General features: G+C 39.9%; 21 protein-coding genes, 1 rRNA gene and 1 riboswitch. Of the genes, 19 read left to right on the top strand and 3 right to left on the bottom strand.

Annotated features, from left to right (window positions below):
• From rrf to purD, 14 genes are all read left to right on the top strand, one after another.
• Positions 1-90: ribosomal RNA gene (gene rrf / locus JOC83_RS15220) — 5S ribosomal RNA — on the top strand; the annotation flags it as partial.
• 125 nt (positions 91-215) lie between these two features.
• Complete coding sequence (locus tag JOC83_RS15225) at positions 216-416, top strand: NETI motif-containing protein (protein WP_205188244.1); 201 nt, start codon at positions 216-218, stop codon at positions 414-416.
• 83 nt (positions 417-499) lie between these two features.
• A riboswitch (purine riboswitch) is annotated at positions 500-601 on the top strand.
• A gap of 126 nt (positions 602-727) precedes the next feature.
• Positions 728-1,216, top strand: a complete 489-nt coding sequence (gene purE / locus JOC83_RS15230) for a 5-(carboxyamino)imidazole ribonucleotide mutase (RefSeq protein WP_205188245.1) — start codon at positions 728-730, stop codon at positions 1,214-1,216.
• A complete protein-coding gene (gene purK / locus JOC83_RS15235) occupies positions 1,209-2,354 on the top strand; it encodes a 5-(carboxyamino)imidazole ribonucleotide synthase (RefSeq protein ID WP_205188444.1) in 1,146 nt (381 codons plus the stop codon). The genes purE and purK overlap by 8 nt, the downstream gene beginning before the upstream one ends.
• Positions 2,351-3,643: an adenylosuccinate lyase gene (gene purB, locus JOC83_RS15240; RefSeq protein WP_205188246.1), complete on the top strand. Its 1,293-nt coding sequence runs from the start codon at positions 2,351-2,353 to the stop codon at positions 3,641-3,643. The genes purK and purB overlap by 4 nt, the downstream gene beginning before the upstream one ends.
• Positions 3,644-3,722: 79 nt before the next feature.
• The gene (gene purC / locus JOC83_RS15245) at positions 3,723-4,427 is read left to right on the top strand and encodes a phosphoribosylaminoimidazolesuccinocarboxamide synthase (protein WP_205188247.1); all 705 of its coding nucleotides are present in this window, start codon (positions 3,723-3,725) and stop codon (positions 4,425-4,427) included.
• Between the two features lie 2 nt (positions 4,428-4,429).
• A complete protein-coding gene (gene purS, locus JOC83_RS15250; RefSeq protein ID WP_205188248.1) occupies positions 4,430-4,681 on the top strand; it encodes a phosphoribosylformylglycinamidine synthase subunit PurS in 252 nt (83 codons plus the stop codon).
• Positions 4,678-5,364 carry a phosphoribosylformylglycinamidine synthase subunit PurQ gene (gene purQ, locus JOC83_RS15255; protein ID WP_205188249.1) on the top strand — a complete coding sequence of 229 codons (687 nt, stop codon included), beginning with the start codon at positions 4,678-4,680 and terminating at the stop codon, positions 5,362-5,364. The genes purS and purQ overlap by 4 nt, the downstream gene beginning before the upstream one ends.
• Complete coding sequence (gene purL / locus JOC83_RS15260; RefSeq protein ID WP_205188250.1) at positions 5,348-7,564, top strand: phosphoribosylformylglycinamidine synthase subunit PurL; 2,217 nt, start codon at positions 5,348-5,350, stop codon at positions 7,562-7,564. Before purQ ends, purL begins: the two co-directional genes overlap by 17 nt.
• Entirely contained in the window at positions 7,549-8,967 is a 1,419-nt protein-coding gene (gene purF / locus JOC83_RS15265; protein ID WP_205188251.1) for an amidophosphoribosyltransferase, read from the top strand. The genes purL and purF overlap by 16 nt, the downstream gene beginning before the upstream one ends.
• A gap of 14 nt (positions 8,968-8,981) precedes the next feature.
• Positions 8,982-10,019, top strand: a complete 1,038-nt coding sequence (gene purM, locus JOC83_RS15270) for a phosphoribosylformylglycinamidine cyclo-ligase (protein ID WP_205188252.1) — start codon at positions 8,982-8,984, stop codon at positions 10,017-10,019.
• Positions 10,016-10,597: a phosphoribosylglycinamide formyltransferase gene (purN, locus tag JOC83_RS15275; protein WP_205188253.1), complete on the top strand. Its 582-nt coding sequence runs from the start codon at positions 10,016-10,018 to the stop codon at positions 10,595-10,597. The genes purM and purN overlap by 4 nt, the downstream gene beginning before the upstream one ends.
• 102 nt (positions 10,598-10,699) lie before the next feature.
• Positions 10,700-12,238: a bifunctional phosphoribosylaminoimidazolecarboxamide formyltransferase/IMP cyclohydrolase gene (purH, locus tag JOC83_RS15280; protein ID WP_205188254.1), complete on the top strand. Its 1,539-nt coding sequence runs from the start codon at positions 10,700-10,702 to the stop codon at positions 12,236-12,238.
• Positions 12,239-12,251: 13 nt separating this feature from the next.
• Complete coding sequence (gene purD / locus JOC83_RS15285) at positions 12,252-13,523, top strand: phosphoribosylamine--glycine ligase (RefSeq protein WP_205188255.1); 1,272 nt, start codon at positions 12,252-12,254, stop codon at positions 13,521-13,523.
• A gap of 38 nt (positions 13,524-13,561) precedes the next feature.
• On the opposite strand, the gene JOC83_RS15290 is transcribed toward purD, so the two are convergent.
• Complete coding sequence (locus tag JOC83_RS15290; RefSeq protein WP_205188256.1) at positions 13,562-13,897, bottom strand: hypothetical protein; 336 nt, start codon at positions 13,895-13,897, stop codon at positions 13,562-13,564.
• A gap of 12 nt (positions 13,898-13,909) precedes the next feature.
• Positions 13,910-14,161: a YgaP family membrane protein gene (locus tag JOC83_RS15295; protein WP_205188257.1), complete on the bottom strand. Its 252-nt coding sequence runs from the start codon at positions 14,159-14,161 to the stop codon at positions 13,910-13,912.
• A gap of 101 nt (positions 14,162-14,262) precedes the next feature.
• Between JOC83_RS15295 and JOC83_RS15300 the strand changes: the two genes are divergently transcribed.
• From JOC83_RS15300 to JOC83_RS15310, 3 genes are read left to right on the top strand one after another with little or no spacing between them, the layout of a single operon-like run.
• A complete protein-coding gene (locus JOC83_RS15300) occupies positions 14,263-16,008 on the top strand; it encodes an adenine deaminase C-terminal domain-containing protein (RefSeq protein ID WP_205188258.1) in 1,746 nt (581 codons plus the stop codon).
• Positions 16,009-16,038: 30 nt separating this feature from the next.
• The gene (locus JOC83_RS15305; protein WP_239583574.1) at positions 16,039-17,070 is read left to right on the top strand and encodes a DUF3048 domain-containing protein; all 1,032 of its coding nucleotides are present in this window, start codon (positions 16,039-16,041) and stop codon (positions 17,068-17,070) included.
• Positions 17,071-17,088: 18 nt separating this feature from the next.
• The gene (locus JOC83_RS15310) at positions 17,089-17,385 is read left to right on the top strand and encodes a YerC/YecD family TrpR-related protein (RefSeq protein WP_205188259.1); all 297 of its coding nucleotides are present in this window, start codon (positions 17,089-17,091) and stop codon (positions 17,383-17,385) included.
• A gap of 34 nt (positions 17,386-17,419) precedes the next feature.
• Here JOC83_RS15310 and JOC83_RS15315 read toward each other — a convergent pair whose 3' ends face one another.
• Positions 17,420-18,802: a glycine--tRNA ligase gene (locus tag JOC83_RS15315; protein ID WP_205188260.1), complete on the bottom strand. Its 1,383-nt coding sequence runs from the start codon at positions 18,800-18,802 to the stop codon at positions 17,420-17,422.
• Positions 18,803-19,228: 426 nt separating this feature from the next.
• Here JOC83_RS15315 and pcrB point away from each other — a divergent pair, with 426 nt between their 5' ends.
• Positions 19,229-19,915, top strand: coding sequence for a heptaprenylglyceryl phosphate synthase (gene pcrB, locus JOC83_RS15320; protein ID WP_205188261.1), 687 nt, complete (start codon positions 19,229-19,231; stop codon positions 19,913-19,915).
• A 44-nt stretch (positions 19,916-19,959) separates the two neighbouring features.
• On the top strand, positions 19,960-22,182 hold the full coding sequence (gene pcrA / locus JOC83_RS15325) for a DNA helicase PcrA (RefSeq protein WP_205188262.1): 2,223 nt from the start codon (positions 19,960-19,962) through the stop codon (positions 22,180-22,182).
• Positions 22,183-22,191 lie beyond the last annotated feature (9 nt).

The raw sequence follows: 22,191 nt of genomic DNA on the forward strand, positions 1-22,191 counted from the left end.
ACCCGTTCCCATGCCGAACACGGAAGTTAAGCTCTCTAGCGCCGATGGTAGTTGGGACTTTGTCCCTGTGAGAGTAGGACGTTGCCGGGCAATAACGAAAACACTAGCGATATCGCTAGTGTTTTTTTGTTTAGATCATTATTTTCCTTAGCTAATTTGATTATGAAAACAAACAAGGTATAGTATACTAATAGATATTTATCGGAGGTGTTAAGGTGTCAAATAAGAAGAAAAAATGTCTGTTTGAATTACGTTCAGATGAAACCATTTCAGAATGCCTGGATCGCATGAAGGCAGAAGGATACGTGCCTGTTAGGAGAATGGAAAAGCCAGTCTTTGAAGAGCAAATCATAAACGGTAAAAAAGAGTATGTTCCTGTAAAGCAACAAATCATTTTTGAAGGTAAATTAATCTAAAAGCGAACATTAAATAAAATAATGATAATAATATTCGATTTTGAGTTGACTTTTAGCTTTGTAAGTTGTTATTATTATGGTGTCAAAAGAAATAAACGAAACCTCATATAATAGCGGGGATATGGCCTGCGAGTTTCTACCTAACAACCGTAAATTGTTGGACTATGAGGAGAGTACAATTACTGAAAAGGTCAATATGTGAGTCCTTTTAAATGAGGATGATTTTATACATAATACCTAGAGTGGTTGTAGCTTTCCTTAAGCTACCACTACTCTAGGTTTTTTATTATCTAAAAAAGGAGCTTATATCCATGAATATAGAAGTTGCTGTCATTATGGGAAGTCAATCTGATTGGGAAACGATGAAGCATGCATGTGACATATTAGAGGAGTTACACATTCCATATGAGAAGCGAGTAGTATCTGCTCACCGAACACCTGATTATATGTTTGAATATGCCCAAACAGCAAAAGAGCGTGGAATAAAGACTATCATTGCAGGTGCAGGTGGAGCGGCTCATTTGCCAGGAATGGTAGCAGCGAAAACTACTTTACCAGTCATTGGCGTACCTGTACGTAGTAGTAACTTGAATGGCCTAGATTCTTTACTATCGATTGTCCAAATGCCAGGTGGTGTTCCTGTAGCCACTGTAGCGATTGGTAAGGCCGGAGCAACCAATGCAGGCCTATTAGCAGCTCAAATGCTGGCATTATCAGATGAAGAGCTAAGCAAACGGTTAGAGGCACGCCGAAATCAAATAGAGGCAACGGTGCTAGAAAGTAGTGAGCAACTTGTTTAACTCATTGATTCCTCCAGGTAAAACAATTGGTATTGTAGGTGGTGGCCAGCTTGGGCGAATGATGGCTCTTGCAGCGAGAGAAATGGGTTATTATATTGCGGTCCTAGATCCAACTGAACATTCACCTTGTGGTCAAATCGCGGACATTGAAGTTATTGGTCAGTATGATGATTTGGATGCGATTAAGAGATTGGCTGCTGTTTCAGATGTCATTACGTATGAGTTTGAAAATATAAACGCTGAGATGGTGAGATGGCTTCAATCAAATAGCTATGTTCCTCAAGGAAGTCATGTTCTTGAGATTACGCAAAACCGTAAGCTAGAAAAATCACTCATTACAAAGCTAGGTTTACAAGTCCCTGCTTATCGAATTGTAAAAGAAGAGAACGAATTGTATACAGCCATTTCAGACATTGGTTATCCATGTGTAGTGAAAACATGCATTGGTGGTTACGATGGAAAAGGGCAAGTGGTTGTGAAAGCGGAAGCGGATATCATTGATGCTTCAAAGCTATTAACATATAGTGAATGCATTGTTGAAAAATGGATGCCACTAGATAAAGAGATTTCGGTTATCGTTCAGCGCAATGTAAACGGTGATACGACGTGCTTTCCAGTAGCTGAAAACATTCATCGTCATCATATTTTACATCAAACGATTGTGCCAGCTCGTATTGATAAACATCAACAAGATCAAGCATTGCATTACGCAAAAGTAATTGCAGATGGACTAGAGCTGGTTGGTACCTTAACAGTTGAAATGTTCATGACGAACAATCAAGACATTTATATTAATGAGTTAGCGCCTCGACCACATAATTCTGGGCACTTTTCAATTGAAGCTTGTACGATGTCACAATTTCAGCAACATATAAGAGCCATTTGTAATTGGCCGCTTAGTGAACCAGAATTATTAAAACCAGCTGTAATGGTTAACCTATTAGGGGAACATGTTGAAAGAGCAATCGGAAAAATCGAATGTTTCAGTGATATACACCTACATTTGTACGGAAAAAAAGTTGCAAAAGAAAAGAGAAAAATGGGACATATAACGGTATTAGCTGATAAGATAGAGGATGCGGTGTCAAAAGCCGAATCATTAGCTATTTGGAAGAGAACGGAGGAATATACAACATGATTGAACGTTATACTCGTCCAGAAATGGGCGCAATTTGGACTGAAGAGAATCGCTTTCAAGCTTGGTTAGAGGTAGAAATCTTAGCGTGTGAAGCGTGGGCAGAATTAGGAGATATTCCGAAAGAAGATGTAGCGTTAATCCGTAAAAATGCATCATTTAACATCGATCGCATTAAAGAAATTGAAGAGGAAACACGCCATGATGTTGTCGCATTTACTCGTGCTGTATCTGAAACATTAGGGGAAGAGCGTAAATGGGTACATTATGGTTTGACATCTACAGATGTAGTAGACACAGCTTTATCATACTTATTAAAACAAGCAAATGACATCCTTGAGAAGGATTTAGAGCGCTTTGTTCAAGTATTAAAAGAAAAAGCTCAAGAACATAAGTACACAGTAATGATGGGACGTACTCATGGTGTTCATGCAGAGCCAACAACATTTGGTTTAAAAATGGCTCTATGGTATGAAGAGATGAAACGCAATCTTGAGCGTTTCAAGCGTGCAGCGAAAGAAGTAGAGTTCGGAAAGATTTCAGGAGCAGTTGGTACATTTGCTAACATTGATCCTTTTGTTGAAGCATATGTGTGTGAAAAGCTTGGCTTACAACCAGCGCCGATTTCAACTCAAACGTTACAGCGTGATCGTCATGCTCATTACATGTCTGTTTTAGCACTTATTGCAACGTCAATTGAGAAGTTTGCCGTTGAAGTTCGTGGATTACAAAAGAGTGAAACAAGAGAAGTAGAAGAGTACTTTGCAAAAGGTCAAAAAGGTTCGTCAGCGATGCCACATAAACGTAATCCAATCGGATCTGAGAACGTAACGGGTCTAGCGCGTCTAGTTCGCGGCTATATGTCGGCAGCATACGATAACGTACCGCTTTGGCACGAGCGTGATATTTCACATTCATCAGCAGAACGTGTTCTTTTACCAGACTCGACAATCGCGCTTAACTACATGCTAAACCGTTTTGCAAACATTATTAAAAACTTAACCGTATTCCCAGAAAATATGCAACGCAACATGGATCGTACGCTAGGTCTTATTTATTCACAACGTGTTCTATTAGCTCTTATCAATACGGGTATGACGCGCGAAGAAGCATACGATCTTGTACAGCCAAAAGCAATGGAAGCGTGGGAGGTTCAAGTTCCTTTCCGTACGCTTGTAGAAGCTGAAGAAAGAATTACAGATCGACTATCAACAGAGCAATTAGATGACTGCTTCGATTATCAGTATCATCTAAAGAGTGTAGATATGATCTTCAACCGTCTAGGTCTTTAAAAATTTTAAAAGGTAAGGAGTTTTCCTTGCCTTTTTGTAAGAAAATTTATCGGAAGATTCTGAATCAAGAGGTGGAACAATGAAACAAGAACTACTGTATGAGGGAAAAGCAAAACGAATTTACAAAACAGATCAAGAAAATGTTTTATGGGTAGCTTACAAAGATTCAGCAACGGCTTTTAACGGACAGAAGAAAGCTGAAATTGTAGGTAAAGCACAATTAAATAATAAGATTAGTAGTTTTCTATTTTCAATGCTTCATAAAAAAGGAGTTGAAACACACTTCATTCAATCGCTTTCTGATTCAGAACAATTAGTGAAAAAAGTGGATATCATTCCTCTAGAAGTTGTTGTACGGAATATGACAGCTGGTAGTTTAGCTAAACGAATTGGCGTAAAAGAAGGGATACCATTTTCTAATCCAATTGTAGAGCTATATTACAAAAATGACGATTTAGGTGATCCTCTTATTATCGATGAACATGCTATTTTCTTAGAAGCAGCAACGGCGGATGAAATTCAGTTTTTAAAAGAGCAAGCATTGAGCATTAATGAAGTATTAAAGCAGTTTTTTAAAGATAAAGGCATTCAGCTCGTAGACTTTAAATTAGAGTTTGGAAAGACGGCATCGGGTGACATTATTTTAGCAGATGAAATCTCACCAGACACTTGCCGATTCTGGGATATTGAGACAAACGAGAAGTTAGACAAAGATGTCTTTCGCCGTGACTTAGGAACGTTAACAGAAGCATACGAAAAAATCTTAGAAAGAATCGGGGGATAATCATGTATAAAGTAAAGGTATTCGTAACGTTAAGAGAGAGTGTATTAGATCCACAAGGAGTAGCGGTAAAAAATTCTTTACATCGCATGTCTTATGAAGAAGTAAGTGACGTGCGTATCGGTAAATATTTAGAGTTAACAATCAGTGAAACAGATCGCTTAGATGAAAGAGTAAAAGAAATGTGTGAGAAGCTACTAGTTAACACGGTTATTGAAGATTATCGCTATGAAGTTGAGGAGGCTGTTGCACAGTGAAATTTGCAGTAATTGTGTTCCCAGGGTCAAACTGTGATATCGATATGTACCATGCAATTAAAGATGAACTTGGCGAAGAAGTAGAATATGTGTGGCATGATCGCGATAACTTAGATGAGTTCGATGGTGTGTTACTTCCAGGAGGATTTTCATACGGAGATTACTTACGCTCTGGAGCGATTGCTCGTTTTGCCAATGTGATGGAAGCTGTTAAGAAGGCAGCAGCTGCAGGTAAACCCGTACTAGGTGTGTGCAACGGATTTCAAATTTTATTAGAAGCTGGGTTATTACCAGGTGCAATGAGACGTAACCAAGATCTTAAGTTCATTTGTCGACCAGTGACACTAGAAGTCGTGAACAATGAAACGTTATTTACAAATGCGTATGCAAAACATGAGCGCATTTCAATTCCTGTTGCGCACGGTGAAGGAAATTATTACTGTGATGAAGCAACATTAAAACAACTTGTAGACAATCATCAAATTGTTTTTCAATATGCAGATGAAAATCCAAACGGTAGCTTACAAAACATTGCTGGGATTGTGAATGAAAAAGGGAATGTATTAGGAATGATGCCACATCCAGAACGAGCAGTAGATACATTGTTAGGCAGTGCAGATGGATTAAAACTATTCAAATCAATCGTAAAGCAGTGGAGGGAACAATATGTCGTTACTTCTTGAACCAAGTGTAGAACAAATTAAAGAGCAAAAGATTTATAAAGAAATGGGATTAACAGATGAAGAGTTTGCTAGTGTAGAAGCATTATTAGGACGTCTTCCAAACTATACAGAAGTTGGTCTGTTTTCAGTAATGTGGTCTGAGCATTGCAGCTATAAAAACTCCAAGCCTGTTCTTCGTAAGTTCCCAACGACTGGTGAAAACGTATTGCAAGGACCTGGAGAGGGAGCTGGAATTGTAGACATTGGGGACAATCAAGCGGTTGTGTTTAAAATCGAAAGTCACAACCATCCATCTGCCATTGAGCCTTACCAAGGGGCGGCAACAGGTGTGGGTGGAATTATCCGCGATGTGTTTTCGATGGGGGCAAGACCCATTGCGCTGTTAAACTCTTTACGTTTTGGTGAGTTAACGTCACCGAGAGTTCGTCATTTGTTTGAAGAAGTAGTAGCAGGTATTGCAGGATATGGGAACTGTGTAGGTATTCCAACGGTTGGAGGAGAAATACAGTTTGATCCTTCTTATGAAGGTAATCCATTAGTTAATGCGATGTGTGTTGGTTTAATCAATCATGAAGATATTCAAAAAGGTCAGGCTAAAGGAATTGGTAACACCGTGATGTATGTAGGCGCTAAAACAGGCCGAGATGGGATTCATGGTGCAACATTTGCTTCAGAAGAGCTGTCTGATCAGTCTGATGAGAAACGTCCAGCTGTACAGGTAGGCGATCCATTTATGGAAAAGCTTTTACTAGAAGCGTGCTTAGAGTTAGTAAAGTGTGATGCGCTTGTAGGGATTCAAGATATGGGAGCTGCAGGCTTAACAAGCTCTTCAGCAGAAATGGCAAGTAAAGCAGGATCAGGAATCGAGATGAACCTTGACTTTGTTCCACAGCGTGAAACAGGAATGACGGCTTATGAAATGATGCTATCTGAATCTCAAGAGCGTATGCTTATTGTCGTTGAAAAAGGAAGAGAAGAAGAGATTGTGCAAATCGTTGAAAAATACGGCTTAGAAGCGGTATCAGTCGGGGTTGTAACAGATGATAAAATGCTCCGCCTCACACACAAAGGGGAAGTCGTAGCAGAAGTGCCTGTTGATGCTTTAGCTGAAGATGCACCTGTTTATAACAAACCATCTGAGGAGCCTGCTTATTACAGAGCGTTCCAGGAACAAGATGCCTATGTACCATCGATTACAAACTATAAAGAAACGCTTTTAACACTGTTGCAACAGCCAACTATCGCGAGCAAGGAATGGGTTTATAACCAATATGACTACATGGTGAGAACAAATACAGTCGTTTCACCAGGTTCAGATGCTGCGGTTGTTCGTGTGCGTGGAACGAATAAAGCACTAGCGATGACAACAGATTGTAATTCTCGTTACTTATATTTAGATCCAGAAGTGGGCGGTAAAATTGCTGTAGCAGAAGCTGCCAGAAACATCATTTGTTCAGGTGGAGAGCCATTAGCTATTACAGACTGCTTAAACTTTGGAAATCCAGAGAAACCGGAAATCTTCTGGCAATTAGAAAAAGCGGTTGATGGCATGAGCGAAGCGTGCCGAGAGCTTCAAACACCTGTCATTGGTGGAAATGTCTCGCTTTATAACGAAACAAACGGAGAAGCTATCTATCCAACTCCTGTGGTTGGAATGGTAGGGCTTATTAAAGAGTTAGAGCATATTACAACGCAAGCTTTTAAGCAAGAAGGCGATCTTGTCTATGTGATTGGGGAAGCAAAGTCTGAATTTGCAGGTAGTGAGCTTCAAAAGGTACTAGAAGGGGAAATCTTCGGTAAAGCACCAGCATTGGACTTAGAGGTAGAGCAACGTAGACAAAAGCAATTACTAGCGGCTATTCGTGCAGGTCTTGTTCAATCAGCTCATGATATTGCAGAAGGTGGATTCGCTGTTGCCTTAGCAGAAGGGTTAATGAGCAGTGACGAACTAGGTGTGAAGGTGCGAACGGTAGAGGAGCCAACCTTATTATTTAGTGAAACGCAATCACGCTTTATTGTAACGGTGAAACAAGAAAACAAAGAAAAATTCGAACAGCTTGTACAAGAAGCACTTGAGCTAGGAACCGTGACAGCAGATGCGACGTTTACAATTGAAAATGATCAAGAAGCAATGATTCAATTGCCAGTGGCTGAGCTAAAAACAGCTTGGAAAGGAGCTATTCCATGCTTGCTGAAATAAAAGGTCTCAATGAAGAGTGTGGGGTCTTTGGAATTTGGGGACATGAAAATGCGAACCAAATTACATACTATGGCCTGCATAGCTTACAACATCGTGGTCAAGAAGGAGCGGGCATTGCCGTTTCAAATGGTGAAAAAGTGAGCGTTGCCAAAGGACTTGGGTTAGTAACCGAGGTCTTTGGTAACGGTGTGTTAGATAAAGTAGAAGGAAGAGCAGCGATTGGTCATGTTCGCTATGCTACTGCTGGAGGTGGAGGATTTGAAAACGTTCAGCCCCTTCATTTTCGCTCTCAAAGTGGCAGCATTGCGCTAGCTCATAACGGAAACTTGGTCAATGCAAATGCATTAAAGCATCAGCTTGAAAATCAAGGAAGTATTTTTCAGTCTACTTCAGACACAGAAGTACTGGCACATTTAATTAAGCGAAGTGGCTATCAAGATTTAAAAGATAAAGTGAAAAATGCGTTATCAATGGTGAAGGGAGCATACGCATTTGTTATTTTAACAGAAGATGAAATGATGGTAGCTCTCGATCCGAACGGATTACGACCGTTATCGTTAGGACGCTTAGGAGATGCTTACGTCGTGGCATCTGAAACGTGTGCGTTCGATGTTGTGGGGGCAGTATATGAGCGTGATGTCCAGCCTGGTGAGCTTCTTATTATTAATAATGAGGGGATGACATCAGAACGCTTTACATTGAATGTAAATCGAGCGATCTGTAGTATGGAATACATTTATTTTTCACGTCCTGATAGTAACATTGATGGAATTAACATTCATTCGGCTCGTAAAAACCTAGGCAAAGAGTTAGCCATTGAATCACCAATTGAAGCGGACGTTGTGACAGGTGTTCCGGATTCAAGCATTTCAGCTGCAATTGGATTTGCCGAACAGTCAGGTATCCCGTACGAATTAGGATTAATTAAAAATCGTTATGTAGGTCGTACATTTATTCAGCCTTCTCAGTCATTACGTGAACAAGGGGTAAAAATGAAGCTTTCACCTGTTCGTAAAATCGTAGAAGGAAAACGAGTTGTTATGGTGGATGATTCGATTGTGCGTGGGACAACGAGTAGACGTATCGTGAGAATGCTACGTGAAGCAGGCGCAACAGAGGTGCACGTTCGTATTAGTTCACCTCCCATTAAAAATCCTTGCTTCTACGGAATTGATACGTCCTCTGAAGAAGAGTTAATTGCAGCGACTCACTCAATTGAAGAGATTCGTCAATTAATTGAAGCAGATTCGTTAGAGTTTTTAAGTGAACAAGGGTTAGTAAGTGCAATTGGAAGACCATATGAAGGGTCTCATCGTGGTCAATGCATGGCTTGTTTTACAGGCAAATATCCAACAGAAATCTACCCAGACACGGTTCATCCTCATGAAAAGGTAACGTGCTAAAAAGGAGTGACAAGATGTCTCAGTCATATAAACAAGCAGGAGTAAACTTAGAAGCGGGCTATGAGTCTGTTGAGCGTATTAAAAAACATGTGAAGCGTACCGTTCGTCCAGGCGTCATGGGAACGGTTGGTGGCTTTGGTGGAATGTTTGACCTATCTTCATTAAATTTAAAAGAACCAGTCCTTGTCTCTGGGACAGATGGAGTGGGAACAAAGTTAAAGCTAGCGTTTGTAATGGATAAGCACGATACCATTGGCATGGATGTTGTCGCTATGTGTGTGAATGATGTACTTGTACAAGGCGCACAGCCTTTATACTTCTTGGATTACATTGCTTGTGGGAAAGCTGTTCCTGAGAAAATTGAACAAATTGTAAAAGGGATTGCAGATGGATGCGAGCAAGCAAACTGTGCATTAATTGGCGGAGAGACGGCTGAGATGCCTGGTTTATATGAAGAAGATGAGTACGATCTTGCAGGCTTTACAGTGGGTGCAGTTGAAAAGGCAGACATTATCACAGGTGAGAGCATTGAGCAAGGAGATATCCTTATTGGTATTTCTTCAAGTGGGATTCATAGTAACGGATATTCACTCGTACGTAAGATTGTCGACGATGCGAAGTTAGATGTACATCACACATACAAAGGTTTTAATCAAAATCTAGGTGAAGAGCTTTTAACACCAACGAAGATTTATGTGAAACCAATTGTAAAGGCGTTGCAGTCAGCTTCAATTGCAGGGATGGCTCACATCACTGGTGGCGGATTTATTGAGAATATTCCTCGTATGCTACCGGAAGGCTTAGGGGTTGAAATTGATTACGGTTCATGGCCAATTCCTTTTATCTTTGATTTTCTTCAAGAACACGGGAAATTGAGCCGCTTTGAAATGTTTGAAGTATTTAACATGGGGATTGGGTTTGTTTTAGCGGTTAAGCATGAGCAGTTACATGCAGTCATTGAAGCGATTGAAGCCGAAGGCGAAAAAGCGTTTATTATTGGACGTGTGAAGGAAGGCGCAGGGGTTACATTTGGTGGAGGTCGAATGGAATGATGAACATAGCGGTCTTTGCATCAGGAAACGGTTCAAACTTTCAAGCCATCTATGATGCGACTCAGCGTGGAGATTTACAAGCAAACATCACGATTGTAGTTTGTGATAAGCCAGGTGCATCTGTCATTGAACGTGCAGAAAAGGTAGGGATTCCAACACTTGTTTGCTCACCAAAAGAGTTTGCTAGTAAAGCAGCCTATGAGCAGGAAATAGTGAAAGAGCTTGCGACGAAAAAGGTGGAATTCATTATACTTGCTGGCTATATGAGAATTATCGGAGAGGTACTACTCAAGCAATATCCAAATCGCATTGTTAATATCCATCCGTCTCTATTGCCTGCATTCCCAGGCAAAGACGCCGTTGGTCAGGCGTTAAAAGCAGGAGTAAAAGTAACGGGCGTAACGGTTCATTATGTAGATGCAGGAATGGATACGGGTCCGATTATTGATCAAGTCATTGTTCCAATCGGTGAAGCAGATACACGTGAACAAGTGGAACACCACATTCACTTTGTTGAACATCGCTTTTATCCAGAAGTGTTACAGCGGGTGTTGACGAAACAGACTTTAAAAGCATAAAAGAGAGTTCTCTTGTCAAACTCTTTTTAATACTTTACCATAGTAATATACTAATAAAAGAAAGAATCGAAAAAGAGAAGATTGGTAGGAGGAATTTCAATCATGTCAAAAAAACGTGCTTTAATTAGCGTTTCAGATAAAGAAGGGATCGTTGCATTCGCACAAGCTTTAGAGCGTTTAGGTGTGGAGGTTGTATCAACGGGAGGTACAAAGAAAACACTTGAGGAAAATGGTGTAAACGTTATTGGGATTTCAGACGTAACAGGATTTCCAGAGATTTTAGATGGTCGCGTTAAAACATTGCATCCTAAAGTACACGGTGGATTGTTAGCAATTCGTGACAATGAAGCACATCAAGCACAGCTACAAGAGCATGATATTACGCCGATTGACTTTGTTGTCGTCAATCTATATCCATTCAAGAAAACGATTGAAAAAGAGGATGTAACTTTAGAAGATGCGATTGAAAACATTGATATTGGTGGACCAACGATGTTGCGTTCGGCTGCTAAGAACTATCGAGATGTTACGGTAATCGTAGATCCTACTGATTACGAGGTTGTTTTAACAGATTTAACAAAGGACAATAAAGTATCCTTTGAAACAAACCAACGTTTAGCGGCTAAAGTATTCCGTCATACAGCAGCTTATGATGCGCTAATTGCAGAGTACTTAACGAACGTGGCTGGTGAAACGGAACCAGAAACATTAACAGTGACGTATGAAAAAGTACAAGATTTACGCTATGGAGAAAATCCACATCAGAAAGCAGCGTTTTATAAAAAGCCATTAACACAAAAAGGCTCAATTGCGGCTGCGACTCAATTACATGGGAAAGAGCTATCTTACAATAATATCAATGATGCAAACGCTGCTCTTCAAATCGTAAAAGAATTCACTGAACCAGCAGTTGTGGCGATTAAACATATGAATCCTTGTGGTGTAGGTGTTGGCACGACGATTAACGAAGCATATGAAAAGGCATATGAAGCGGATTCTACTTCTATTTTTGGTGGAATTATTGCAGCGAATCGCCCAATTGATCGTGCAACAGCTATTCAAATGAAAGAAATCTTTTTAGAAATTATCATTGCACCTGCATTTGATGAGGATGCGTTAGAGGTATTAACGGCTAAAAAGAATTTACGCTTATTAACGGTCCAATTTGAGGAACAAGCAACGAAAGAGGCATTTCTAACATCAGTTAAAGGTGGCGTACTTGTTCAAGACGAAGATGTATTTGGCTTTGATGATGCAAACATTACGGTTCCAACAAAGCGTGAGCCAACAGAAGAAGAGTGGGCGAACTTAAAGCTTGCTTGGGGAGTTGTGAAAAACGTGAAGTCAAACGCCATTGTATTAACAAAGGATAATATGACAATCGGCGTTGGAGCAGGGCAAATGAACCGTGTAGGTGCAGCAAAGATTGCGATTGAACAAGCTGGTGAAAAAGCACAAGGCTCAGCGTTAGGGTCTGATGCATTTTTCCCTATGGATGACACAGTGGAAGCGGCAGCTAAAGCAGGTGTGACAGCAATCATTCAGCCTGGTGGTTCAATTCGTGATGAAGACTCGATTAAAAAAGCAGATGAGTACGGGATTACGATGGTATTTACAGGGATGAGACACTTTAAGCATTGATGAGGTGATAGGTGTGAACGTATTAATCATTGGAAAAGGCGGCAGAGAGCATACCATTGCTTGGAAAGCAGCACAGAGTGCACTTGCTAAGGAGGTGTTTGTTGCTCCTGGTAATGCAGGCATGACAAACATTGCGACGTGTGTAGAGATTGAGGAACACGAGCAAGAAAAGCTCATTCGCTTTGCAAAGGAAAATGAGGTTGGTTTAACGATTGTTGGTCCAGAAGTTCCGTTAATGGAAGGAATTGTTGATGCTTTTGAGCGTGAAGGACTCATGATTTTTGGTCCGAGAAAGAAAGCGGCGATGATTGAAGGAAGTAAGGCTTTTGCAAAAGAACTAATGGATAAATTTCATATTCCTACTGCTTCGTATGAAACGTTTGAATCGTATGAAGCAGCAAAAGCATATGTAGAAGCAAAAGGTGCACCTATTGTAATAAAAGCAGACGGCCTTGCAGCTGGAAAAGGTGTAACGGTTGCGCTTTCTGAAGAAGAAGCCATCGAGACTCTTCGTGACATGTTAGTTCATAAAAAATTCAACGAAGCAAGTCAGCAAGTCGTCATCGAAGAATTTTTAGAAGGTGAAGAATTCTCACTTATGGCTTTTGTACACGGAACAGATGTCTATCCAATGGTTATCGCTCAAGATCATAAGCGTGCTTACGATGGAGATAAGGGTCCGAATACAGGTGGCATGGGAGCTTATTCACCTGTTCCACAAATCAGTGAAGACATCGTGACAGCAGCGGTTGAAACGATTTTAAAGCCAATGGCAAAAGGACTTGTACAAGAAGGTTGTTCGTATACAGGTATTTTATACGCAGGATTAATCGCTACAAGTGAAGGACCAAAAGTGATTGAGTTTAACGCTCGTTTTGGTGATCCTGAGACACAGGTCGTGTTACCAAGAATGAAAAGTGACTTAGTCGAGGTGTTAGTAAATATCTTAAACAACCGTCCTGTGACAATTGAGTGGTCAGAAGAAGCCGTTGTGGGGGTTGTGTTAGCCTCAGCAGGTTATCCAAACGAATATAAAAAATACGCATCCATTAAAGGAATAGAGCAGGTAAGCTCTGACACGCTTGTCTTTCATGCAGGAACCGAGCTAAGAGACAATCAGTATGTATCCAATGGTGGCCGTGTATTATTACTTGCCCAAGCGGCAGCAACGATTGAACAAGCTCAAAAGAACGTATATGAGCAGCTCTCGTTAATTGACACAGAGCCAGACTTCTTTTATCGATATGATATCGGAGCAAAGGCGTTAGCAAATGCTATAAAATAATAAAAACTCCTCACGCTCATGAAGAGCGTGAGGAGTTTTTATGTTAGAGTAACAATGTCAACAGGCCCATGGTCATCACAATGGCCGTTGTGAACGTGATGCAACCGGCCATTTACAAGGTAATCAAAATGATCTCCATGAGGCACAAGTTCATGCCCGCATTCTTCATCGTGCTTACATCCGCAGTTCATCGGCTGACATTGGTCTGGGTTTGTTTCAGTTACTTCTAGCTTACATTCATCCCAATGCCCTTCGTGCTCATGGTGTAAATGTCCATTGTGAATATAGTCAATATGATTGCCGTGACGAATTTTCGTATGTCCACATGCAATGCTATGTTGATGCTCGTGGTGTTTGTGTATATTATGTTCCATAACTACCAGCTCCTAAGATGGATTATAAGTCATTTCATCGTGGTCAGATGTGCTATTTTGTTCGTTTTGATATTGATCAAATGCAAATGTTAAAGGACAGAATCGAGTGATTCCTTCTGCGACCTTCATGGCTGCAAGAAGCGCCACTAGTAAATAAGAGTCGCGATAAGGTCGTTTTACTAGCTTAGCTGTCACCCAAGATAAGAGTGCAAAGCCCATTGTCAGTCGAACAAGAGCATTGATTATGCCAATGTTTGGTTTCATTTTTTATCACCTTTATTAATAGAATTTTTACATAATCTTTAATGCTTTAAACAAGTTAATGTGATACGATTGTAGCAATAGGAAAAAAAAGGGGGATGTTCATGGCTGAACAACGATATCGTTGGAAAAATAAACAAATACGTGAACACATTGAAATTTTAAATGGTCATAAATCTCCAACTATAGTGCTTACTCATGCTACTTATTTAAATTCGTATATGAAAACATGGATGACGGCTAACATTTGGATTGCAGACGACAGAATTATATATGTAGGCGATGATATGCCTCAACTACTCGACGAAAAAACCGAAGTGATTGACTGTAGCAACCAATTTTTAGTACCAGGTTATATTGAGCCACATGTACATCCATTTCAGTTATATAATCCCCATACATTCGCACAATATGCATCACAGCATGGAACGACGACACTCATCAATGATAATATGGTGCTTGCTTTACAATTAGAAAAAAAGAAAGCGTTTTCTTTTTTGGAGGAAATGAAAAAGATTCCTTCTACAATGTACTGGTGGAGTCGATTTGATGCTCAAACCGAGATTATGGATGAAGAAGCTGTATTTTCTCATCGTAATGTAAAATCGTGGCTTGAGCATGACGCGGTTTTACAAGGGGGAGAGCTGACAGGCTGGCCTAAGTTAGTAGATGGCGACGACTTAATGCTTCACTGGATCCAAGAAGCAAAGCGCATGGGTAAAAAAGTGGAAGGCCATTTCCCTGGCGCATCTGATAGGACGTTAGCTAAAATGCTTTTATTTGGGGCAGATTGTGACCATGAGTCAATGAATGGAGAAGATGCACTGCGAAGGTTATCTCAAGGTTACACCGTTTCCTTACGCTATTCATCCATTCGACCAGATCTACCGGTAATCTTAAAAGAAATCCAGGAGTTAGGCATGGAACATTATGATCGCTTCCTTATGACAACAGATGGATCACCACCTTCTTTCTATAAAGAAGGAGTATCGGATATGTTAATTCATGTTGCGATGAAACAAGGAGTGCCTCCAATAGATGCCTATAACATGGCAAGTCATAATATTGCGAGGTATTACAACATGGAACATTTACATGGAAGCATCTCAACGGGACGAATTGCCAACATTAACTTTTTACAATCGGCAGATAAACCTACTCCACTATCAGTTTTAGCCAAGGGACAGTGGGTGTTAAAAGGTGGGGAAAAGCAAGAAACGGTTCCGTCATTTCCATGGAGTGAACACGGATTTTCTCCATTGAATTTAAAGTGGGATTTAACGGTGGATGACTTACAATTTTCAATGGCACTTGGCATGAAGATGGTCAATTCTGTTATTATGAAGCCATATTCAATTAGCCTTGATGTATCGGTGGATGAACTTTCTCATGATCATGATGAAAGCTTTCTTGTGCTCATTGATCGTCATGGAAAATGGCGAATCAACACTATTTTGAAAGGGTTTTCAAATGAGGTGTCAGGATTTGCGAGCTCTTATTCAAATACAGGAGACATCATTTTAATTGGTAAACGAAAAGAGGATATGATCGCAGCGTTCAAGCGAATGAAGGAGCTAGGTGGTGGAATCGTGTTAGTGGACAACAATGAAGTTGTCTACGAAGTACCCATGTTACTAAATGGTATTATGTCTGATAAGCCATTAGAGCAATTAATGGAGGAAGAGCTTACATTAACGGCTCTATTGCGCGATCGTGGCTATACACATAATGATCCTATCTATTCATTATTATTCTTTTCATCCACTCATCTTCCATATGTAAGAATTACACCAAGAGGAATTTATGACGTTATGAATAAAAAAGTACTCTTTCCGTCAATAATGCGTTAAAATATAAAAGAAAAAAGGTTGGGTCAATGTATGAAGTATCTTCTATTCATTTCATTAGCCATGCTTGTACTTTCAGGCTGTCAAAAGGACGAACGTGTACAAGGTGAGCAACCTCAAGAGGTTGTAGAGGAATTTGAAGCGGATGAGCCTTCAGAAGAGCAACCGAAAGAAGTAGCACCGTTAACAGGTTTACCTGTTCAAACAGAAAGTAATCATCGAGCTGTTGCCGTTATGATTAATAACGATCCAAAAGCACGTCCTCAATCTGGCTTAAAAGAAGCCGATCTTGTATATGAATTGTTAGCTGAAGGATCTATCACAAGGTTCATGGCGATTTATCAGAGTGAAAAACCGAAAAGAATAGGTCCAGTTCGAAGTGCAAGAGATTATTATGTTGAGCTGAGTAAAGGATATGATGCCCTTTACGTCAGTCACGGGTGGAGTCCTAAGGCCAAAGAGATGTTAGAAGCTGGTGAGGCTGATTCCCTAAATGGATTATTTTATGATGGGACACTATTTAAACGCTCAAAGGACCGAAAAGCTCCGCATAATTCTTACATTACGTATGAAAATATTGAAAAAGGTGCCGAAGAGAAAGGGTATTCAATGAAGGATCATGTAAAAAGCTTATCTTTTGTTGAGGAAGGTTCGGTGTCTGGAGAAAAAGCGTCACGTGTAACCGTCAAGCATATTGATACTGCTCTAGCAACAGTTTACTATCGATATGATCAAAAAGAAGAGAAGTATATTCGCTCTGATGGAAAAAAAGACACGATGGATGCTGAGTCCAAGGACTTAATTTTATTAGATAATGTACTTATTATTGAGGCTGAGCATGAAATCATTGATAATCAAGGTAGGAGAGAGATTAACGTAACTTCGGGTGGTAAGGGATATTTACTGCAAAAAGGTGTTGCTCAAGAAGTTGAATGGAAAAATAGAAACGGACGTCTCTTACCTTATAAAGATGGAAAAATACAGCCTTTTATAAAAGGTAAAACGTGGATTAATATTATCTCTACTTCTCCTGGCATTGACGGAGGAGTATTAATAGAAAGCTAATGAGAAGGAGTATGAATGATGCAAATTGATAAACTTCGTGGCAAGGAATTAGATCAATTATTTGAAGCGATTTTGTCTTTAAAAGATGTAGAAGAGTGCTATCGTTTTTTCGATGATTTATGTACGATAAACGAAATTCAATCGTTAGCGCAACGATTAGAAGTAGCAAGAATGCTTAGAGAAGGATTTACGTATCATAAAATCGAAACAGAAACAGGTGCAAGCACAGCAACCATTTCACGTGTAAAGCGTTGCTTGAACTATGGAAGCGATGCGTATCAAATGGTATTAGAGCGACTAGATAAAGACAATTAAAAACGACGAGGCCGATTGGCTTCGTCGTTTTTTATTAGAATTGGATTGCTTCTTCAATTAGCGCTTTTAATTCGCTAATTGGTACACGTTTTTGTTCCATTGTGTCACGGTCACGTACCGTTACTTGCTTATCTTCTAATGAGTCAAAGTCAAATGTAATACAGAATGGTGTACCGATTTCATCATGGCGACGGTAACGTTTTCCGATTGAACCAGCATCATCGTAGTCAACCATGAAATATTTCGCTAAGTCACCGAAAACTTCTTTTGCCTCATCTGCTAGCTTTTTAGACAGTGGTAATACCGCTGCTTTAAATGGTGCTAGAGCTGGATGTAAATGCATCACTGTACGAGCTGTGCCGTCTTCTAATGCTTCCTCTTCGTATGCATCAATCATATACGCAAGGGTTACGCGGTCTGCACCTAATGAAGGCTCGATGCAATAAGGGATGTAGCGCTCGTTTGTTTCTTGGTCGATGTATTGGAAGTCTTCACCAGAATGATCCATATGTTGTTTTAAGTCGTAGTCTGTACGAGAAGCCACGCCCCAAAGCTCACCCCAACCGAACGGGAATTTGTATTCAAAATCAGTCGTTGCGTTACTGTAATGAGATAGCTCATCGTCAGAGTGATCGCGAAGGCGAATGTTTTCTTCTTTCATACCTAGAGAAAGTAACCATTTGTTACAAGTTTCTTTCCAGTATTCAAACCATTCAAGCTCTTGACCTGGCTTACAGAAGAATTCAAGCTCCATTTGTTCAAACTCACGTGTACGGAATGTGAAGTTACCAGGTGTAATTTCGTTACGGAAGCTTTTACCGACTTGAGCAATACCAAATGGAAGCTTTTTACGCATTGAACGTTGAACGTTTTTAAAGTTTACGAAAATACCTTGAGCTGTTTCAGGGCGAAGGTGAATTTCGTTTGCTGATGATTCTGTTACACCTTGGTGTGTTTTAAACATTAAGTTAAATTGACGGATTTCTGTGAAGTTTGCAGAACCACAGTCAGGACATACGATGTTGTGTTCTTTAATTAAGTTTTCCATCTCAGAGAATGGAAGACCATCTACAACCATTTCCATGCCTTTTTCTTCTAGCTTCTCTTCAATTAACTTATCAGCACGGTGACGCGCTTTACAGTTTTTACAGTCAATCATTGGATCATTGAAGTTACCGATGTGACCAGAAGCTTCCCACGTTTTTGGGTTCATTAAAATTGCTGCGTCTAATCCAACGTTGTATGGAGACTCTTGGACGAACTTTTTCCACCATGCTTTTTTAATGTTATTTTTTAATTCAACACCTAGTGGACCGTAATCCCAAGTGTTTGCTAGACCACCATAGATTTCAGAGCCTTGAAAAACAAATCCACGATGTTTCGCATGTGATACGATTTGATCCATTGATTTAGTCATCTTTATTCCTCCTAATAAATAAGGGTTTTATACAATAAAAAATCTCCCGTCTCTGAACATAGCGCAAGCCATGTTCAGGGACGGGAGATAAATTCCCGCGGTTCCACCCTGATTGGTACAAAAAAGCTGTACCCACCTTGATAAATATATACTCCAGATTGCCGTTTCTCTAAATCTTTCTCTAGGCTCACACTGTCCCTAGATCGCTATGATGTGAAGAGGATTTAGATACTATTGATCTTTCACTGTATGGATATAAATTTTGTAGCTATATATTAGCATAACCATTGACAGGAAACAATAACCTTGTGCGTAATGTCATAAAATTGGGTTTCTTTTTCAGTTAAAAAGATAGGTTTTACTTTCGTGTCCATTGCTTAGTTTTGTTATAATGTACAAATGGAATAACGAATGGAGGACAACACTATGTACGATATTAAAGAGTGGAAACACGTCTTTAAATTAGATCCTAATAAAGATATAACAGACGAAGAACTTGAGCAGATTTGTGAATCTGGAACGGACGCTGTCATTGTTGGCGGTTCAGATGGCATTACGTTAGATAATGTACTCAGTTTATTAGCTCGTATTCGTCGTTACACCGTTCCGTGTGCGTTAGAAGTATCGACAATTGATTCCGTAACGCCAGGGTTCGATTTTTATTTTATCCCAACGGTTCTTAACAGTAAGAGCACCAAGTGGATTACGGGTCTTCATCATGAAGCTATGAAAGAATATGCGGACATTATGAACTGGGATGAAATCTTTGTGGAAGGTTATTGTATTTTAAATAAAGAGTGTAAAGCTGCCCATGTTACTGAAGCAAACACAGAGCTGACAACGGATGATGTTGTGGCTTATGCACAAATGGCAGAGAAGATGTTTCGGTTACCCATCTTTTATTTAGAATATAGTGGTACATACGGTGACCCTACGATTGTGCGTGATGTGAAAGAGTCTTTAGAAGAGGCGCAGCTGTTTTATGGTGGAGGAATAGAAACGCTTGAGCAGGCAAAAGAAATGGCTCAGTTTGCAGACACGATTGTGGTAGGCAATGCGCTGTACACAAATTTAAGTGAAGCGTTAAAAACAGTAGATGCAATGAAAAGATAAATAAGATAAAATGAGAATATATGTTCGAATAAGGCGGTGGTTTTTTGAATTTTTTAAGTGAAAAGTTGTTAACAGGGTTAAATCCTCAGCAACAAGAGGCGGTAAAAGCAACAGATGGACCGCTTCTTATTATGGCAGGAGCCGGAAGTGGAAAGACGCGTGTATTAACCCATCGAATTGCGTATTTAATGGCAGAAAAAGAAGTAGCTCCGTGGAACATCTTGGCGATTACGTTTACAAACAAAGCAGCGCGTGAAATGAAGGAGCGTGTAGCCAAGATTGTAGGGGGAGCAGCGGATGAGATTTGGATCTCAACGTTTCACTCGATGTGTGTCCGTATCTTAAGAAGAGACATTGATCGTATTGGCTATAATCGTAACTTTACAATTTTAGATACAACAGATCAATTATCGGTATTAAAGAGTATTTTAAAAGATAAAAACATTGATCCAAAGAAATATGATCCTCGTTCGTTATTAGGAACGATTAGTTCAGCGAAAAATGAGCTGCAAAATGCTGAAGACTTTGCAAAGACAGCAGGTGGCCATTACGAAGACGTTGTAAGTGACGTGTATAAAGAATACGAGAAGCGATTAAAAAAGAATCAAGCATTAGACTTTGATGATTTAATCATGTCAACGATTCTATTGTTCAAGCGCGTACCAGAAGTATTAGAGTACTATCAACGCAAGTTTCAATACATCCATGTTGATGAGTATCAAGATACAAACCATGCACAATACATGCTTGTTCGTTTGTTAGGCGCTCGTTTTCAAAATGTATGTGTCGTTGGGGATTCCGATCAGTCAATCTATCGTTGGCGTGGGGCTGATATTGCCAATATTTTATCGTTTGAGAAAGATTATCCGTCTGCAACGATTATTTTACTAGAGCAAAACTATCGTTCAACGAAAACCATTTTAGCAGCGGCAAATGAAGTAATCTCAAACAACATGAACCGTAAAGCGAAGAATTTATGGACGGAAAACAATGAGGGACAAAAGCTTTATCATTACGAAGCGATGAGTGAGCATGAGGAAGCTCAGTTTGTAGCGCGTAAAATTAAAGAAGCGGTTGAAACAGGGAAACGTAAGTATAGTGAATTTGCGATTTTATACCGTACAAATGCCCAGTCTCGTGTGATGGAGGAAGTCCTTTTAAAATCCAGTATTAACTATACGATTGTGGGCGGCATCAAGTTCTATGACCGTAAAGAGATTAAAGACCTTCTTGCGTATTTACGTTTAATTGCTAACCAAGATGATGATATTAGCTTAGCGCGTATTGTGAATGTGCCAAAGCGCGGTGTTGGAGCAACGTCTGTTGATAAAGTGGCAAACTATGCGAACATGCACGACATTTCAATGTTCAAAGCCCTTCGTGAAGTAGAGATGACAGGTGTAAGTGGCAAAGCAATTGGTGCATTAAAAGATTTTGAGGCAATGATTGCAAATATTGCACAAATGCAAGATTACTTATCTGTCACAGAGCTTGTAGAGCAAGTGTTGGAGCGTACAGGCTATCGTGAAGCATTAAAGGCAGAAAAAACAATTGAAGCACAAAGTCGACTTGAGAATATTGATGAGTTTTTATCGGTTACTCAAGAGTTCGAAAAAAGCAGTGAGGATAAAAGCTTAGTAGCATTTTTAACAGACTTAGCGCTTGTTGCCGACATTGATAAACTTGAAGAAGATGAAGAAGAAGCAGAGCAAGTTGTATTGATGACATTGCACTCTGCTAAAGGACTAGAATTCCCAGTCGTCTTTTTAATTGGAATGGAAGAAAGTGTATTCCCTCATAGTCGTTCTCTATTTGAAGAGGAAGAAATGGAAGAGGAAAGACGCCTTGCTTATGTAGGGATTACTCGTGCAGAAGAAGAGCTGTATTTAATCAATGCACAAATGCGAACACTATTTGGTAAAACAAATATCAATCCAAAATCACGCTTTATTGGAGAGATCCCTAGTGAGCTCGTTCAATCTCTCAATGAAAAGAAACCATCTCCAATGAGTAGCGGTAGTAATGCCTCTGCATCACCATTTGCAAAGCGTCGTCAAGCGGCTGTTTCTCGACCGAATCTTATATCAACAGGTGGCGAAGCAATTGGTTGGAGCGTAGGAGATAAAGCGGAGCATAAAAAATGGGGTATTGGAACGGTTGTGAGTGTAAAAGGTGAAGGAGATTCAAAAGAGCTTGATATTGCCTTCCCAAGTCCAGTTGGGGTGAAGCGATTGTTAGCCAAGTTTGCACCTGTTACAAAAGTATAATGGTGAAAA

The organism is Priestia iocasae (genome assembly GCF_016909075.1).
GTDB lineage: Bacteria > Bacillota > Bacilli > Bacillales > Bacillaceae_H > Priestia > Priestia iocasae.